The sequence below is a fragment of the Lentzea flaviverrucosa genome (assembly GCF_003350445.1).
Taxonomy (GTDB): Bacteria; Actinomycetota; Actinomycetes; order Mycobacteriales; family Pseudonocardiaceae; genus Lentzea; species Lentzea californiensis.
Genome location: NZ_QQAU01000010.1, coordinates 297547 through 313542, shown reverse-complemented (window position 1 = coordinate 313542; position 15996 = coordinate 297547). Strand labels below are relative to the sequence as shown.

17 protein-coding genes and 1 rRNA gene are annotated in these 15996 nt (G+C 69.0%); 14 read left to right on the top strand and 4 right to left on the bottom strand.

Annotated elements, in window-relative coordinates:
• Positions 1 to 136 precede the first annotated feature (136 nt).
• From rrf to DFR72_RS29560, 3 genes are all read left to right on the top strand, one after another.
• Positions 137 to 253, top strand: a 5S ribosomal RNA gene (gene rrf, locus DFR72_RS29570).
• 102 nt (positions 254 to 355) lie between these two features.
• Positions 356 to 1183, top strand: coding sequence for a GNAT family N-acetyltransferase (locus tag DFR72_RS29565; RefSeq protein WP_090068049.1), 828 nt, complete (start codon positions 356 to 358; stop codon positions 1181 to 1183).
• Positions 1171 to 1980: a GNAT family N-acetyltransferase gene (locus tag DFR72_RS29560; protein WP_090068051.1), complete on the top strand. Its 810-nt coding sequence runs from the start codon at positions 1171 to 1173 to the stop codon at positions 1978 to 1980. Before DFR72_RS29565 ends, DFR72_RS29560 begins: the two co-directional genes overlap by 13 nt.
• Here the strand turns inward: DFR72_RS29560 and DFR72_RS29555 are convergent.
• The gene (locus DFR72_RS29555; protein WP_090068053.1) at positions 1977 to 2426 is read right to left on the bottom strand and encodes an Lrp/AsnC family transcriptional regulator; all 450 of its coding nucleotides are present in this window, start codon (positions 2424 to 2426) and stop codon (positions 1977 to 1979) included. The genes DFR72_RS29560 and DFR72_RS29555 overlap by 4 nt on opposite strands.
• An 80-nt stretch (positions 2427 to 2506) precedes the next feature.
• Between DFR72_RS29555 and DFR72_RS29550 the strand changes: the two genes are divergently transcribed.
• From DFR72_RS29550 to DFR72_RS29525, 6 genes are all read left to right on the top strand, one after another.
• Positions 2507 to 2938, top strand: a complete 432-nt coding sequence (locus DFR72_RS29550; RefSeq protein ID WP_090068055.1) for a rhodanese-like domain-containing protein — start codon at positions 2507 to 2509, stop codon at positions 2936 to 2938.
• A 25-nt stretch (positions 2939 to 2963) separates the two neighbouring features.
• Entirely contained in the window at positions 2964 to 3719 is a 756-nt protein-coding gene (locus tag DFR72_RS29545; protein WP_090068057.1) for a type 1 glutamine amidotransferase, read from the top strand.
• 86 nt (positions 3720 to 3805) lie between these two features.
• A complete protein-coding gene (locus DFR72_RS29540; RefSeq protein ID WP_090068059.1) occupies positions 3806 to 4939 on the top strand; it encodes an inorganic phosphate transporter in 1134 nt (377 codons plus the stop codon).
• Positions 4936 to 5121: a hypothetical protein gene (locus DFR72_RS29535; protein ID WP_090068061.1), complete on the top strand. Its 186-nt coding sequence runs from the start codon at positions 4936 to 4938 to the stop codon at positions 5119 to 5121. The genes DFR72_RS29540 and DFR72_RS29535 overlap by 4 nt, the downstream gene beginning before the upstream one ends.
• Positions 5122 to 5150: 29 nt before the next feature.
• The gene (locus DFR72_RS29530; RefSeq protein ID WP_090068063.1) at positions 5151 to 8051 is read left to right on the top strand and encodes a bifunctional [glutamine synthetase] adenylyltransferase/[glutamine synthetase]-adenylyl-L-tyrosine phosphorylase; all 2901 of its coding nucleotides are present in this window, start codon (positions 5151 to 5153) and stop codon (positions 8049 to 8051) included.
• Entirely contained in the window at positions 8048 to 8980 is a 933-nt protein-coding gene (locus tag DFR72_RS29525; RefSeq protein ID WP_090068065.1) for an NADP-dependent oxidoreductase, read from the top strand. Before DFR72_RS29530 ends, DFR72_RS29525 begins: the two co-directional genes overlap by 4 nt.
• Positions 8981 to 9045: 65 nt before the next feature.
• Here DFR72_RS29525 and DFR72_RS29520 read toward each other — a convergent pair whose 3' ends face one another.
• Complete coding sequence (locus DFR72_RS29520) at positions 9046 to 9279, bottom strand: hypothetical protein (RefSeq protein ID WP_090068066.1); 234 nt, start codon at positions 9277 to 9279, stop codon at positions 9046 to 9048.
• Between the two features lie 135 nt (positions 9280 to 9414).
• Here DFR72_RS29520 and DFR72_RS29515 point away from each other — a divergent pair, with 135 nt between their 5' ends.
• The 3 genes from DFR72_RS29515 (at position 9415) to DFR72_RS29505 (ending at position 10805) form a co-directional block, all read left to right on the top strand.
• Positions 9415 to 9954: a hypothetical protein gene (locus DFR72_RS29515; protein ID WP_114773787.1), complete on the top strand. Its 540-nt coding sequence runs from the start codon at positions 9415 to 9417 to the stop codon at positions 9952 to 9954.
• A 24-nt stretch (positions 9955 to 9978) separates the two neighbouring features.
• Positions 9979 to 10476 (top strand): riboflavin biosynthesis intermediates N-glycosidase, encoded by a 498-nt coding sequence (locus DFR72_RS29510; RefSeq protein WP_090068070.1) that lies wholly within the window; start codon positions 9979 to 9981, stop codon positions 10474 to 10476.
• Between the two features lie 80 nt (positions 10477 to 10556).
• Positions 10557 to 10805, top strand: a complete 249-nt coding sequence (locus DFR72_RS29505; RefSeq protein WP_090068072.1) for a hypothetical protein — start codon at positions 10557 to 10559, stop codon at positions 10803 to 10805.
• Between the two features lie 58 nt (positions 10806 to 10863).
• Here the strand turns inward: DFR72_RS29505 and glnA are convergent, their stop codons facing one another.
• Complete coding sequence (gene glnA / locus DFR72_RS29500) at positions 10864 to 12288, bottom strand: type I glutamate--ammonia ligase (RefSeq protein WP_090068074.1); 1425 nt, start codon at positions 12286 to 12288, stop codon at positions 10864 to 10866.
• A 169-nt stretch (positions 12289 to 12457) separates the two neighbouring features.
• Between glnA and DFR72_RS29495 the strand changes: the two genes are divergently transcribed.
• Positions 12458 to 12931: an RDD family protein gene (locus tag DFR72_RS29495; RefSeq protein ID WP_090068076.1), complete on the top strand. Its 474-nt coding sequence runs from the start codon at positions 12458 to 12460 to the stop codon at positions 12929 to 12931.
• Positions 12932 to 13010: 79 nt separating this feature from the next.
• Here the strand turns inward: DFR72_RS29495 and DFR72_RS29490 are convergent, their stop codons facing one another.
• Positions 13011 to 13742, bottom strand: coding sequence for a DUF4191 domain-containing protein (locus DFR72_RS29490; RefSeq protein WP_090068078.1), 732 nt, complete (start codon positions 13740 to 13742; stop codon positions 13011 to 13013).
• An 82-nt stretch (positions 13743 to 13824) separates the two neighbouring features.
• Between DFR72_RS29490 and DFR72_RS29485 the strand changes: the two genes are divergently transcribed.
• Positions 13825 to 15894, top strand: a complete 2070-nt coding sequence (locus DFR72_RS29485; RefSeq protein ID WP_090068080.1) for an ATP-dependent DNA helicase UvrD2 — start codon at positions 13825 to 13827, stop codon at positions 15892 to 15894.
• Positions 15895 to 15996: the final 102 nt, after the last annotated feature.

The window sequence follows — 15996 nt, the reverse complement described above, 5'->3', positions numbered from 1 at the left end:
GTGGAAGACCGGTAACGGTTGGAGCTGACTGGTACTAATAGGCCGAGGACTTGTTACAAAGACGCTACGCATCCACTGTGCGGTTCTGGAAGAACCGAGCGGCATTCCGATCGCCGCAGGTACATCTCCATAGAGTTTCGGTGATCATAGCGTTGGGGAAACACCCGGTCCCATTCCGAACCCGGTAGTTAAGCCCTTCTGCGCCGATGGTACTGCACTGGTTACGGTGTGGGAGAGTAGGTCGTCGCCGAACATTATTTCCAGAAGACCCCTGAGGGTCGAGCACTTCGGTGCTCCCCTCAGGGGTTTTTTGCGTGCTCAGATTTCCGCTTGCGTGCTCTGATCTGATGGACCCATGGACGCCGTCGTGCACGCCACGCTGGAATCGTTCGACGCAGCCGCCCACGATCGGCTGTCAGCCGATCCGGTGCGAAACACCGTGGCACTCACCTCCCTGGACCGCATCCGCCGTTCGCCGGCCACCGAACAACCGCCGATCCTGATCACCTTCCACGAGGACGGCAAAGTGATCGGCTCACTGGTCCGCACCCCGCCCTGGCCGTTCCAAGCGGCGGACCTCCCGCTCGTCGCGGTGGAGCTCGCGGCCGGTGTCGCCGTCAAGGTCGATCCGGACGCTCCCGGCGTGACGGGCCCGCGCGAGAGATCTGAGGCCTTCGCCACAGCGACGGGCAAGAACTACACCGAATCCTTGGCCACCAGGCAGTACCGCCTGACCACCCTCGCCGCGCCGGCGGTCGGCGGTACCAGCCGCATGGCCACCGAGGACGACGTGGAACTCCTCGGCGCCTGGCGCAAGGCCTTCCTCAGCGAGGCAGTGCCCGAAGCGCCGGCGGCGCCGACGACCGAGGCCATGCGCACCTCGCTGCGCCTCGGCCAGGGCCACGCCCTCTGGGTGATCGACGGCACACCGGTCGCGTGGGCCGTGGCGAGCCGCCCGCAAGCAGGCATGACGAGGATCGGCCCGGTCTACACGCCGCCGGAGCACCGCAGGCACGGCTACGGCGCCGCGGTCAGCGCGGTCGCCACCCGGTGGGCGCTGGACCAGGGCGCCACCGAAGTCCTGCTCTTCGCGGACCTGACCAACCCGACCTCGAACTCGATCTACCAGCGGATCGGCTTCGAACCACTCGACGACTGGGCGGAGTTCTGGTGGAAGCACTGAGCCACAACAACATCCATGACTTCCTCGCCGTGGCAGGCGACTTCCTCAACGCCGATCCCGTGAACAACAGCGTGCACCTGACCAGTGCGGACGCGGCAGCACAGGGGCGCAGGACACCGGCAGTGCTGATCTCGTTGCACGACAACGGAACCGTCGTCGGCGCCGTAACCCGGATGGAGGGTCGTCCGCTGCACGTCGCCGCGATGCCGCCGGCCGCGGCTCCGCACGTCGTGGCAGCACTCGGAGACCGCGAGATCAACGAGGTCACCGGAACGCGGGAGCGGGTCAACGCCTTCCGCGCGCTCTGGCGGGAGGGTGGTGAGGAGATCTACGCACTGAGGCTCTACCGGCTGGAGGACCTGGTGGTGCCGGATGTCCCCGGTGAGTCGAGGCCGGCCACACCCGCCGACGACGACCTGATCACCGGCTGGTGGACCGCTTTCGTGGCCGAACTGGACGGACTCCCGCGAGCCGAGGCCGAGAAGAGGGCGGCGGACAGCAGGTGGATGCCCGCCGGGCACGTCGTGTGGCACGTCGGCGGTGTCCCCGTGTCGTGGGCGGCGAGCACCACCCCGGTCGGCGGGGTGTCGAGGGTCGGCCCCGTCTACACCCCACCCGAACACCGCCGTCACGGTTACGCGGCCGCGGCCACCGCCGCGGTCAGCCAGTGGGCGTACGGCGAGGGCGTCGACCATGTCGTGCTCACCGCGGACCTAGCGAACCCCACGGCGAACTCCGTCTACCAGGGCATCGGGTTCCGCGCGGTCTCCGACTGGTCCGAGTACAGCTGGGCCTAGCCCAGCAGGTCGGGTGACAACGGGCGGTTGCGGACGTGGGAGGAGAACACGAGCGAGGTCGTCGTGTCGCCGTAGCGCTGCATCACCTCGACGAGGTCCTCCAACTCGACCATCGTCCGGCAGACGACCCGCAGCAGCCAGCAGTCGTCCCCGGTCACGTGGTCGGCGTCGAGGACCTGCGGCAGCACCAGCACCTGCGAGCGGAACCGCGGCGTGTCCAGCGACCGCACCCTCACCCGCACGATCGACTCGATCGGCAGACCCAGCCGGGACGGTGACACCACCGCGGTGAAGCCCGTGATCACCCCGAGCGACTCCAGGCGCCGCACCCGTTCGGTCACCGCCGGCGCGGACAGCGACACCTCACGACCCAGTGCGCTGAACGACATCCGGCCGTCCTGCTGCAGCAACGACAGGATCTTCCAGTCCACGGCATCGAGTTCCACCTGGAAATCATAGGGAGAACGCCCCGAACGCCTGGACTTCCGCATGTCCGAACGGGACCAGTCCCAGCAGGATCGAAGGTATGACGAACGCACTGCGCTTTCCCGCCGCCGACCCGCACGCCGCTGCCGCTCACTTCGCGGCAGAGCTCGCGTTCGAGGCAGACCCCGACGACGTGCACCGCGACCTCCTCGACGGCAACACCCGGGGCTACGTCCTCGTGGAGACGCGCGCCCCGGAGGCGTTCGCGCAGGCCCGCATCCCCGGTGCGATCAACCTGCCCTACCGCGACCTGCCGGCCGAGCTCGACCTCGATCCGAGCCTCGTCTACATCTGCTACTGCGAGAGCTTCCAGTGCAACGCGGCGACCAAGGGCGCCCTCGCGCTCGCGCAACGCGGGTACCGCGTCAAGCGGCTCTCGGGCGGGATCACGGCCTGGCGGGAGGCGGGGTACCCGGTCGAGTCGGACCAGCTCGCCGGAGCGGGCGTATCCAAGGTCGCGTGTCATTGCTGACCTCGGTCCACCTAGGCTCAGATGCGTGAACGCACCACGCCTGCTCGTCCTGCAACCCTCGCAGTCAGACCCGCTGGCCAAGCTCGGCGACTGGCTCGAGGCCGAGGGCATCGACCTCCACCTCGTGCAGCTCAAGGACGAGCCCGCGCCGGAGAACCTCGACGGCTACCAGGGCGTCATCTGCCTCGGCGGGGAGATGGGCGCGCTCGACGACCTCGACCACCCGTGGCTCGCGGACGCCCGCCGGCTGCTGTCGAGCGCCGTGTCGAAGCGGCTGCCCACCCTCGCGATCTGCCTCGGCGCGCAGCTGCTCGCGGCGGCCACCGGTGGCCAGGTCCGCAAGGGTCCGCAGGGCCCGGAGGTCGGCGTTCTGCTGGTGGCGAAGCGCGACGCCGCGGCCACCGACCCGCTGTTCGCGGACCTGCCGTTCACGCCGGACGTGCTGCAGTTCCACAACGACGAGGTGCACCTGCTGCCACCTGGTGCGGAGCAGCTCGCGGCGTCCCCGAAATATCCGAATCAGGCGTTTCGGGTAGGGGAGAGCGCTTACGGCCTCCAGTTCCACATCGAGACGACGCCGGAAATCGTCTTGAACTGGGCGGCCAAGGATCCTGATTCGGCTTCCTGTGCGCGAGCTCACCACTTCGACCAGGAGTTCCTCGAACAGGCGCACCGCGACTTCGAAGAGGTGTGGCAGCCGTTCGTGGGCAGATTCGCGAAACTCGTTCGGGGAGAACTGTTGCCCGCACTGGGTTCGGGCACACGACTTCCGTTGGTGTGACGTTACTTTCGTAGGTTTTAAGACATCCTCCGTTGGCGGTACCGTAATCTCCTGGACAGCTTGTTCGATCCAGCCGGAGGATCACTGTGGATCCCGCTCTTGTAGTGATCATCGTCGTCATCACTGCTCTCATCTTCGACTTCACCAACGGGTTCCACGACACGGCCAACGCCATGGCCACCTCCATCGCCACGGGTGCGTTGAAGCCCCGCACGGCGGTCGCGCTGTCGGCGGTTCTCAACCTCGTAGGCGCCTTCCTGTCCGTTGAGGTGGCCAAGACCATCTCCGGCGGCATCGTCGACGACGCGCAGATCACGCCCGCCATCATCTTCGGCGGGCTGGTCGGCGCGATCATGTGGAACCTCGTCACCTGGTACGTCGGTCTGCCGTCGAGCTCGTCGCACGCGTTGTTCGGCGGCCTGATCGGTGCGGCGTGGGTCGCGTCCGGTGTGGACGCCATCCACTTCGTCAAGGTCGTCGACAAGGTCCTGGTGCCCGCGATCGTCGCGCCGCTGGTCGCCGGCCTAGTCGCGGCCATCGCCACGATCGTCGTCTACCGGCTCAAGAAGGCGGCGGACCCGCGTGTCTCGCACACCGGCTTCAAGGTCGGCCAGGTCGCGTCCGCCTCGCTGGTCTCCCTCGCGCACGGCACGAACGACGCGCAGAAGACGATGGGCATCATCACGCTCGCGCTGATCACGTCCGGCTCGCTCGCCCCCGGTTCCGGCCCGCCCACCTGGGTGATCGTCAGCGCCGGCCTCGCGATCGCGGCGGGCACGTACCTCGGCGGCTGGCGCATCACGCACACGATGGGCCGCGGCCTGACGACCATCGAGCCCGCGCAGGGCTTCGCGGCGCAGACCTCGACGGCCACGGCGATCCTCGCGTCGTCGCACCTCGGCTTCGCACTGTCCACGACGCACGTCGCGTCCGGCGGCATCATGGGCTCCGGCCTCGGCCGCGACCGGCACGGCGTCAACTGGGGCACCATGGGCAAGATGGCGGCCGGCTGGCTGTTCACGCTGCCCGCCGCCGGCATCGTCGGAGCCCTCGCGGGCAAGTGGGCGTCGACCGGCGCCGTCGGCATCATCGGCGTCGCCACGATCGGTATCGCGGTGTCGATCGGCATCTGGATCCTGGCGCGGCGTGAGCCGATCAAGCCGGAGCACATCGTCGACGAGGTCGCGGCCCAGGCCGAGCTGCACAAGGTGGCGGCATGAAGGTCGACTGGGCGGCGCTGCTCCAGGTCTTCGGCGCCACACTGCTGGTCACCGTTGTGGTCGTGACGTTGTTCGTGCTCGGCATCCGCGCACTGTCGGGTGACAAGAAGGTGCCCGCCTACGCGAGCTTCGCCGGTTGCGTGGCGGTCGTGCTCTACGGACTCTCACTGATCGTCTTCTAGCGATGTGCGGGCATTAAAGTTGGCTCACGATGAGCGAACCAGTGCGCCACGCGTCACCAGCAAGATTCGGGCTCACCGAGCCGCGCAGCGAGGAAGTGCTGCGCGGGCTCGGCCTGTGGGCCGACCGCCGGCCCACCGAGGGCTCCGAAGCGGTGCTGTCCGCGCTGTCCCGCTGCCCTGATCCGGACCTCGCGCTGCGCGGCTTGGAGCGCCTCCAAGCCGTTGCCGACTGGGACGCCCTGTCGACCGGGCTGCACGAGGACGTCGTGGTGCGCGGGCGTCTGCTCGCCGTGCTCGGCTCGTCCACCGCGCTGTCGGACTTCCTCGTCGCCAACCCCGAGCGGTGGCGTTCGCTCACCGACGAGGTCGACGTGTCGCTGGAGCTGGCGGACGGCGACGTGCTGCGCGCGGAGTACCGGGCGAAGCTGCTGCTCGTGGCCGCCAACGACCTCGCGCACGTCGTTGAGCCGGAGTTGCCGTTCGTCCCGTACGACACGGTGGCGGCACAACTGTCCGATTTGGCCGTGTCGGCGCTGAGGGCTTCGCTGAAGCTCGCCGCGGGGCGGGTGAACGGCGCGGACCGCTGCCGGCTCGCGGTGATCGCCATGGGCAAGTGCGGCGCGAACGAGCTGAACTACGTGAGCGACGTCGACGTCGTGTTCGTCGCCGAGGGCGATCTGGGGGTCGCGACCCGGCTGGCCAGCACGATGATGCAGATCGCCGGCCAGTCGTGCTTCGAGGTCGACGCGGCGCTGCGGCCGGAGGGCAAGGCCGGTGCGCTGGTCCGCACGGTGGACGGGCACGCCTCGTACTACAAGAAGTGGGCGCGGACCTGGGAGTTCCAGGCGCTGCTGAAGGCACGGCCGGTCGCCGGTGACGCCGAGCTGGGGCAGGCGTACCTCGAGGTCGTGCTGCCCTACGTGTGGACGGCGGCCGAGCGCGAGAACTTCGTCGAGGACGTCCAGGCGATGCGGCGCCGGGTCGAGGACCACGTGCCGACCGGGCTCGCCGACCGCGAGCTGAAGCTCGGCCGCGGCGGTCTGCGCGACGTCGAGTTCGCGGTGCAGTTGCTACAGCTCGTGCACGGGCGTTCCGACGAGGACCTGCGCATCCAGGCGACCACGGCCGCACTGGCCATGCTGGGCCAGGGCGGGTACGTCGGGCGCGAGGACGCGGCGGAGTTCGGGCGCTCGTACCGGTTCCTGCGCACGCTGGAGCACCGGCTGCAACTGCAGCGCCTGCTGCGCACGCACCTGTTCCCGGCCGACGACGACATGACGGCGCTGCGGTGGCTGGCGCGGTCGGTGGGGCTGGCGGCGGACGGGCAGAAGTCCGAGGGGCAGGTGCTGCTCGCGGAGTTCCGCAAACACGCCAACCAGGTCCGGCGGCTGCACGAGAAGCTGTTCTACCGGCCGCTGCTGCAGTCCGTGGCGGGCGTGCCGACCGAGGCGTTGCGGCTCACCACCAAGGAGGCCGTGGCGCGGCTGGCGGCGTTGGGCTACACGTCCCCGGACGGCGCGCTGCGGCACATCCAGGCGTTGACGCACGGCATGTCGCGGCGGGCCCGCATCCAGGGCGCACTGCTGCCGGTGCTGCTCGACCTCTTCGCGGGCACGCCCGACGCCGACGGCGGGCTGCTCGCGTACCGGAAGGTGTCCGAGGCGCTCGCGGAAACCCCCTGGTACCTGAGGCTTCTGCGGGACGAGGGCGCCGTCGTCGAACGCCTCGCGGTGCTGCTGGGCACGTCCCGCCTCGTGCCGGACCTGCTGGTGCGCGCGCCGGAGGTGTTGCGGCTGCTCGCGGACACCGAGGCGTTGGTCGGCGGCGACCCGCACTCGATCGGCAAACCCTTGCGCAGTGCCGTTTCCCGGTACGGCGACGCGGCACGGGCGATCGCGGCGGCACGGTCGTTGCGGCGCCACGAGATGTTGCGGATCGCCGCCGCGGACCTGCTGGGGTTCATGCCGCTGGAGACGGTGTGCGCCTCGCTGTCCGAGGTGTGGGGTTCGGTGTTGCAGAGCGCGCTCGACGCCGCGGTGCGAGCGTCCGGCGACGCCGTGGCCGCGCTGTCCGTGATCGGCATGGGCCGCCTCGGCGGGCACGAGCTCGGGTACGGCTCGGACGCGGACGTGCTGTTCGTGTGCCGGCCGCACGAGGGCGTGTCCGACGCCGAGGCGTCGAAGTGGGCGAGCGGGGTGGTGGAGAAGATCCGGCGGCTGCTCGGCGCTCCGTCACAGGACCCGCCGTTGCAGGTCGACGCGGACCTGCGGCCGGAGGGCAGACAGGGCCCGCTGGTGCGGACGCTGGACTCGTACCGCGCCTACTACCGGCAGTGGGCCGAGATCTGGGAGAAGCAGGCGTTGCTGCGGGCCCGGTTCCTCGCGGGCGACGCCGCGCTGGGCGCCGAGTTCGAGGAGCTGATCGAGCCGCTGCGGTATCCGGCGGCCGGGCTGGACGCGGCGTCCGTGCGGGAGATCCGGCGGATCAAGGCACGGGTCGACGCGGAACGGCTGCCGCGCGGTGCCGACCCGAGCACGCACACCAAGCTCGGGCGCGGCGGGCTCGCGGACGTCGAGTGGACCGTGCAGTTGTTGCAGCTGCAACACTCCGGCGCGGTGCCCGGTCTGCGCACACCGTCCACAATGGCCGCGATGGCAGCGGCCGTCGACGCCGGTCTGCTCGCCGCCGAGGACGCTGCCGCGCTCACCACCGCGTGGAACCTCGCGACGCAGGCGCGCAACGCCGTGACGCTGGTCCGGGGCAAGGCTTCCGATCAACTGCCGACGTCCGGGCGCGATCTCGTCGCGGTCGCGTCGGTGATGGGGTACGAGCCCGGTGGTGATCCGGGTGAGTTCCTGGAGGAGTACCGCAGGACCACTCGTCGTGCACGTGCGGTGGCGGAGCGTGTCTTCTACGGTGAGAAACCGTGAAAGCGATCGCGTACACCCGGTTCGGCGATGCCGACGTCATGTCGTTGCAGGAACTGCCCGACCCGCTGATCGGGCCTGACCACGTGCTGGTGGACGTGCGCGCGGCCGGGGTGAACCCGGTGGACTGCAAGGTCAGAGCCGGGTACCTGCAGGGGCTGCTGCCGCACCACCTGCCGTTGATCCCCGGCTGGGACGTGGCGGGCGTCGTGCGGTCGGTCGGCGTCGGCGTGTACGACTGGAAGCCGGGCGACGAGGTGCTCGCGTATGCGCGCAAGGACCACGTCCAGTTCGGCACCTGCGCCGAGTCGGTCTCGGTGCCGGACCGGATGATCGCGCGCAAACCGTCCACCGTGGACTTCGTGACCGCGGCCGCGTTGCCGCTGGCAGGGCTGACGGCGCTGCAGTCGTTGAAGGTCGTCGGCGCGGGTTCCGGCGACGTCGTGCTGGTGCACGCGGCCGCCGGCGGCGTCGGGCACCTCCAGGTGCAGCTCGCGCGTGAGCTGGGAGCTTCGCGGGTGATCGGCACCGCGTCGCCGCGCAACCACGAGTTCGTGCGGTCGCTGGGGGCTGAACCGGTCGCCTACGGTGACGCGCTGGTCGACGCGGTCGCGGAGCTCGTCGGCGGCGACGGCCTGGTCGACGCCGTGGTCGACAACGCGGGAGGGCTCGCGTTCGACCAGTCTCTGCAGCTGGTCCGCGACCGGGCGCGGATGACGTCCATTGTGGATGGAGCCAGGGCGCGGGAGAACGGTGTGGTCAACACCTGGGCGCGGCCCGACGCGGGGCAGACGCAGTGGCTGGTGGACCTGGTCGCGGCAGGGAAGCTGCGCGTCGAGGTGCAGCAGACTTTTCCGTTGGCAGAGGCCGTGAAGGCGCACAGGCTGCTCGAAGGTGGCCATGTGCGGGGAAAAGTCGTACTGACCGTCTGAAATCTTCAGGTATTTCTTCAGGTTCGGGGGCACACCTCGCGGTGTGCCCCCACTTCTGAGACTGCTCAGTCCTCGTCGGAATCGGGGTCCACCGCGGGAGCGTTGGTGTAGACCTCGACCACCCACTCCTCCTCCAACGCTTCCGCGTCGTCGGCGTCGGGCACGAGCCGGTTGTAGACGCGGACACCGAGGTCGAGCACGTCAGCGGCCTGAACCGCTTCGAGCGCATCGGGTGCCGAGTCGAAGATGTGGGTGGTGAGCAGCTGCGGAGCCGTGAATTCGGCGACATCTTGGGACACGCGCGGACCCTAGCGCATTGACGTTTCACCCAATCGAGATGAGACTGGGCGCGCTCAGTGGGGGAGCTGTAGTTCGCCGGGGGTCTAGCAGAGGAAGTCATGCAGCATCGCAGGGTCACGCGCGGAGGAAAGACCGTGATCGCCATCGCGGGCGTGGCTGCCGGTGTGCTCGCACTACTCGGTGTGATCGAATATGCACTGAGTGGCAACAACTCCGCCGCGCAGCCCAACGTCACCGCCACGACGACTACGTCGAACGGCGTCGAAACCCCTGATGGCGCACTGGAAACGACAGAGCCGTCGGCGGACGTGAAGGTCACGACGGGCTCGTTCAAGCAGCAGCGCGGCATGCTGACCGTCGAGGTCAACCGCGTGGAAGCCGCGAACAACCGGGTGAAGCTCTTCGTGACGGCCACGAACGCCTCCCAGGCCAGGATGACCCTCCCCGTGGTCGGCATCGCCGTCGTGGACGATCTGAACCGCACCTACGCGGCCTCGAGCAGCAAGTGGGACGGCCTCGTCACCCAGGGCACCACCACCTCGGGCACCGTCGTGCTCGACGAGAAGCTCGGCACAGGTGTGAACTCCCTCACTCTGACGTTCTCGTCGATCTCGGGCCAGTTCGCCCCGACGGGCGCCGCGATCACGATCGCCGGAATCCCGCTGCCGAAGTGATTCGGGCCGCTAACCTCTCGCCCTGTGAAGTACTTGTTCTTCTGGGGACATCAGCCCGAACGTGACGGCGGCATCGGCAAGGGATGCCTGTCGCAGTGGTGGCCGTGCTCCTTCTCCGCCGACGGCCAGGACTTCCCGTCGGCCGAGCACTACATGATGTGGCGCAAGGCATTGCTCTTCGGCGACGCCTCCGTGGCCGAGCGCGTGCTGGCCGCCCGCACACCGGGCGAGGCCAAAGCGCTGGGCCGTGAGGTCTCGGGCTTCTCCGACGCCGAATGGGTTTCCGCGCGCCTGGAGATCGTGGTCGAGGGCAACCTGGCGAAGTTCGGCCAAGACCCCGCGCTGCGCTCTTACTTGCTGGGCACGGGTTCCCGAGTTCTCGTCGAGGCCAGCCCGCAGGACCGCGTGTGGGGCATCGGCCTCGTCGAGTCCGACCCGCGCGCCACCGACCCCGCGCAGTGGCTCGGACTCAACCTGCTCGGCGAGGCGCTGATGGAGGTCCGCTCCCGGCTCGCCGTGTGAGTCCTTTTCGGATCAAGTGAACCTCGCAGCCGTCCCACACGTGTGTTCAGGCGTCAGGGAGATCCGGCAGGGGAGAACTGATGTTCAGCTACTCGGGACCGGCCAGGCTCATCTACGCGGACGGCAACGCGGTCGTGATGGACCGGGTCGATCTGATCGAGACCGTGAACGACGGCGTCTGGCAGCTGTCCGGCGCCGGCACGGCCGCAGGCACCCTCACCGGCGGTGAGGCCCGGATCAAGCTGCCGACCGGCGGTGAGGCCGACGTCCTCGTGTCCGACGTGCGGGTCAGCGGCTCGTCGTCCACCGTGACGTTGCTCGGCACCTGAGACGGCCGAAGGCCCGGCGGGATGTTCCCGCCGGGCCTTCAACGCAAAGCTCAACCGATCACACGTCGTAGTAGAGCGCGAACTCGTAGGGGTTCGGGCGCAGACGCAGCGGGTCGATCTCTTCGGAGCGCTTGTACGAGATCCAGGTGTCGATCACGTCCGGCGTGAACACGCCGCCCTCGAGCAGGAACTCGTGGTCCGCCTCGAGGTTGTCGAGCACGGCGTCCAGCGTCGCGGGGACCTGCCTGACGTCGCGGGCCTCCTCGGGCGGGAGCTCGTAGAGGTCCTTGTCGATCGGGGCCGGCGGCTCCATCTTGTTCTTCACGCCGTCGAGGCCCGCCATGACCATCGCCGAGAAGGCGAGGTACGGGTTGCCCGAGGAGTCGGGGCAGCGGAACTCGATGCGCTTGGCCTTCGGGTTGTTGCCCGTGATCGGGATGCGGACGCACGCCGAGCGGTTGCGCTGGGAGTAGACCAGCGAGACCGGGGCCTCGTAGCCGGGGACCAGGCGGTGGTAGGAGTTCACCGTCGGGTTGGTGAAGGCCAGCAGCGACGGGGCGTGGTGCAGGATGCCGCCGATGTAGTGGCGGGCGGTGTCGGAGAGACCCGCGTAGCCGCTCTCGTCGTGGAACAGCGGCGAGCCGTCCTTCCACAGCGACTGGTGCGTGTGCATGCCCGAGCCGTTGTCGCCGAACAGCGGCTTCGGCATGAAGGTGACGGACTTGCCGGCCTGCCAGGCGGTGTTCTTGATGATGTACTTGAACAGCATCAGGTCGTCCGCGGCGTGCAGCAGCGTGTTGAACTTGTAGTTGATCTCGGCCTGGCCGCCGGTGCCCACCTCGTGGTGCGCGCGCTCGACGGTGAAGCCCTGGGCCTCCATGTTGAGGACCATCTGGTCGCGCAGGTCGGCGTAGTGGTCGTTCGGGGTGACGGGGAAGTAGCCACCCTTGTACTTGACCTTGTAGCCGAGGTTGCCGCCCTCTTCCTCACGGCCGGTGTTCCACCAGCCGGAGACCGCGTCGATCTTGTGGAAGCTGGAGTTCGCGGTCGTGTCGAACTGGACCGAGTCGAAGATGTAGAACTCCGCCTCGGCACCGAAGTACGCGGTGTCGGCGATGCCCGAGTCGGTGATGTACTGCTCGGCCTTGCGCGCGATGTTGCGCGGGTCGCGGCTGTACGCCTCACGCGTGAACGGGTCGTGCACGAAGAAGTTGACGATCAGCGTCTTCTCGATCCGGAACGGGTCGAGGCGCGCGGTGAACAGGTCGGGCAGCAGCAGCATGTCCGACTCGTGGATGGACTGGAAACCACGCACGGAGGAGCCGTCGAAGGCGAGACCCTCTTCGATCGCGTCGGCGTCGAACGCCTTGGCGGGCAGCGTGAAGTGCTGCATCACGCCCGGCAGGTCGCTGAACCGCACGTCGACGAACTTGACGCCCTCGTCGGTGATGAACTTCAGCACCTCGTCGGAATTCTTGAACACCCTCGTCGACTCCTTGACTATGGACAACGGCTGGTCATCGTGAGTGACGGTATGTCGGCGGTGTTGCCCGTCCGTCACTCCGATGTTTCGCCAGTGTTAACGGGACCGCCCAGGTGGGCAAGGCGACCTGCCAGTGCTCACCCGTTGAGCACGGCCTTACTCTGGTGGGGTGAGCAGGTGGACCGGTTCGTGGCTGTCAGGACCCGACTCCGTGCTGTCGCCGGGTGAGGACTCGAACGACGGCACGCAACAGCGCTGGCGCGGTGAGCGCCATGGCTTCCCCAAGGACGGGCCTGGCTCCATCGCCTCGATCGGGCGGCGCACGTTCGCCATCCTGGCCGACTTCCTCCTCGCAGCGGGTGTCGCGGCGGTCTTCACCCAGCCCGACCTGCCGAAGAACTGGAGCCTGCTGGCCTGGTTCGTGATCACGGTGGTCGCCGTCGCGTTCTTCGGGTTCACCCCGGGGCACGCGCTGCTCGGGCTGCGGGTGGCGCGCATCGACGGCAAGACGTTCGTGCACCTGCCGCGCGCCCTGCTGCGCACCGTGCTCATCTTCCCGCTGATCCCGGCGCTGGTCTGGGACGCGGACGGCCGCTGCCTGCACGACAAGGCGGCCGGCACCGTCGTCATCAAGGTCCGCTAGCCGCTGGTCCGGAAACGCGAAGAGGCCCGCCGCACGTGCTGTGCGGCGGGCCTCTTCGTGCTGGTGGGAGCGGGTTCGGTCAGCCCCGGCGGCGCATGGCGCGCTGGACGTTGCGCATCTTCGCGCCGGCCGGCATCGGGCCCTTGGGCAGTGCGGCACCGCGGCTGGCCAGTGCGGCGAGGCGGGTCTCCAGCGTGTCGACCTGGGCGGCGGTGATGTTGCGCGGCAGCTTCATCAGCTTCGACTGGAGCTTCTTCAGCGGGACCTGGCCCTCTTCGGTGCCGATGATGAAGTCGTAGATCGGGGTGTCGCCGACGACGCGGGAGATGCGCTTCTTCTCCTGGGCGAGGAGCGGCTTGACGCGCTGCGGAGCGCCCTCGGCGACCAGGACGACGCCCGGCCGGCCCAGCACGCGGTGCACGGCGTCGAGCTGCGTGGTGCCCGCCACGGCGGGCGTGACGCGCCAGCGGCCGCGCAGGTTCTCGAGTGCCCAGGCGCCGGCGCCCGGCTGGCCGTCGGCCTTGCGGAAGACGTTGCTCTGGACGCGGCGGCCGAAGATGATGACGGCCAGCAGCGCGCCGATCGCGACGCCCAGCGGCACGAAGATCCACACGGCCTGGAAGACGATGCCCAGGACCACGGCGATCGCCGTGACGCCGAGCAGGGCGCCCAGCATCATCGGAACCAGCGCCTTGTCCTCGCGGCGCTGCATCTTGAACGCCTCGAAGATCTGCTTGCGCCGCGCGCGTGAAGCCGCGCGGCGAACCTTCGCCGCTTCCTTCGCCGCCGCCTTGTCCTGCTTACCAGCCATACCCACAGGATACTGGCCGGAATTGTCGAACACAGCGGGAGCCTGACTTAGCACAGCTCGGCCATCTGCGAGACTGCCGGGCATGGACGCGTTGCTGGAGGGTCTCGATCCGGAACAGCGCGCCGCGGTCGAGGCCCCGCGCGGCCCCGTGTGCGTGCTCGCGGGTGCCGGTACCGGCAAAACGCGCACCATCACGCACCGCATCGCGTACCTGTGCCAGCGCGGCCACGTCGCTCCGTCGCAGGTCCTGGCCGTCACGTTCACCAAGCGCGCCGCGGGGGAGATGCGCACACGTTTGCGCTCTCTGGACGTGCACGGCGCACAGGCCGTGACGTTCCACGCCGCCGCGTCGCGCCAGCTGCGTTATTTCTGGCCACGCGTCATCGGCGGTCCGCGCTGGGAGCTCGTCGACCAGAAGATCCGCGTCGTCGCCCGCGCCGCGTCCCGGCTCGGGATGCCGACCGAGTCCGACGCGCTGCGCGACCTGACCAGCGAGATCGAGTGGGCCAAGGCGTCGCTGCTGACGCCGGAGGACTACCCGGCCGCCGCGGCCCGCGCCGCGAGGGACATCCCGGCGCCCGCCGAACAGATCATGAAGCTCTACACGACCTACGAGCAGCTCAAGACCGAGGCGCAACTGCTCGACTTCGACGACCTGCTGCTCTACACGGCGGGCGCGCTGGAGGACAACGCGGAGGTCGCGCAGGAGTTCCGCGACCGCTACCGCTGCTTCGTCGTGGACGAGTACCAGGACGTGACGCCGCTGCAGCAGCGCGTGCTCGACTCGTGGCTGGGCGCTCGCGACGACCTGACCGTGGTCGGCGACGCCAACCAGACCATCTACTCGTTCGCGGGCGCCTCGCCGCAGCCGCTGCTCAACTTCGGGCGCCGGTTCCCCGAGGCGGTCGTCGTGCGGCTGGAACGCGACTACCGGTCGACGCCACAGGTCGTCGAGCTGGCCAACGACGTGATCAAGTGGGCGCGCGGGCGTCCGGCCGGCTCGCGGCTGCAACTGATCGGGCAGCGGCCGGACGGGCCCAAGCCGCGGTTCCACGAGTTCGACGACGAGCCGAGCGAGGCCGACGCCGTCGCGGCCCGCATCAAGACGCTGCTCGACGAGGGCGTCGCGGCTTCCGAGATCGCGATCCTCTACCGCGTCAACGCGCAGTCCGAGGCGTACGAGCAAGCGCTCGCCGGGCTCGGCATCCCGTACCTGGTGCGCGGGGGCGAGCGCTTCTTCGAGCGCGCCGAGATCCGCCAGGCGATGATCACGCTGCGCTCGTCGGGCGATCCCGACGGCAGCCTGCCCGAGGTCGTGCGCTCGGCTCTCGGCCGCGTCGGGCTGACCGACGAGCCGCCGACCGGTGGCAGCGCGCGCGAACGCTGGGAGTCGTTGCTCGCTCTCGTCGAACTCGCCGAGGAGTTCGCCGCCGCCACGCCCGAGGCCGACCTGCCGAGGTTCTGCCTCGAACTGGACATGCGCGCCGAGACACAGCACCCGCCGACGGTCGAAGGCGTGACGCTGGCGTCGCTGCACGCGTCGAAGGGCCTCGAGTGGGACGCCGTGTTCCTCGTCGGACTGGTCGAGGGCACGATGCCGATCCAGTACGCCGACGGCGACGAGGCGAAGGTCGAAGAAGAACGCCGCCTTCTCTACGTAGGTGTCACGCGCGCGCGTGTGCACATCTGGCTGTCGTGGGCGCTGGCCCGCGCCGCCGGTGGGCGCAAGTACCGCCGCCGGTCGCGGTTCCTCTACAACCTCGTTCCCGAGAACCACCCGGCCGCACGGGTATCCGGCGGCGCGCAACGGCCTCCTCTCATGAAGAAGGAGAAGCCGACCTGCCGGGTGTGCGCGTCGACGCTGGTCGAGTCGCAGGCCGTCAAGCTCGGCCGATGCAGGTCCTGTCCGTCCGATGTGGACGAGGAGCTGCTCGAGACGCTGCGCCGGTGGCGCGCGGGACGGGCGCGGGAGCTGAAGGTGCCCCCGTACGTCGTGTTCACCGACGCGACGCTGATGGCGATCGCGGAGCAGCGACCCACGGATTCGGCCGGACTCGTCGCGATCTCGGGCATCGGCGCCTCCAAGCTTGATAAGTTCGGCGACGACGTGTTGGGCCTGGTCCGAGCCGGTGTCGGGTACTCCGCCACCTGATCGGGACAAGTTTCGTTAAATAGGTTGCGAGCCCCAGGTACGGGGTCATAACCTGCTCATGCCGGGTCCGGAGGACCCGTCTGGGGAAGAAGAACTACTACT

Excerpts from the sequence above, each read along its gene's own strand:
- DFR72_RS29565 (WP_090068049.1), top strand. The coding sequence starts at position 356 with ATGGACGCCGTCGTGCACGCCACGCTGGAATCGTTCGACGCAGCCGCC.
- DFR72_RS29550 (WP_090068055.1), top strand. The coding sequence starts at position 2,507 with ATGACGAACGCACTGCGCTTTCCCGCCGCCGACCCGCACGCCGCTGCC.
- DFR72_RS29535 (WP_090068061.1), top strand. The coding sequence starts at position 4,936 with ATGAAGGTCGACTGGGCGGCGCTGCTCCAGGTCTTCGGCGCCACACTG.
- DFR72_RS29530 (WP_090068063.1), top strand. The coding sequence starts at position 5,151 with ATGAGCGAACCAGTGCGCCACGCGTCACCAGCAAGATTCGGGCTCACC.
- DFR72_RS29505 (WP_090068072.1), top strand. The coding sequence starts at position 10,557 with ATGTTCAGCTACTCGGGACCGGCCAGGCTCATCTACGCGGACGGCAAC.
- DFR72_RS29490 (WP_090068078.1), bottom strand. The coding sequence starts at position 13,742 with ATGGCTGGTAAGCAGGACAAGGCGGCGGCGAAGGAAGCGGCGAAGGTT.
- DFR72_RS29485 (WP_090068080.1), top strand. The coding sequence starts at position 13,825 with ATGGACGCGTTGCTGGAGGGTCTCGATCCGGAACAGCGCGCCGCGGTC.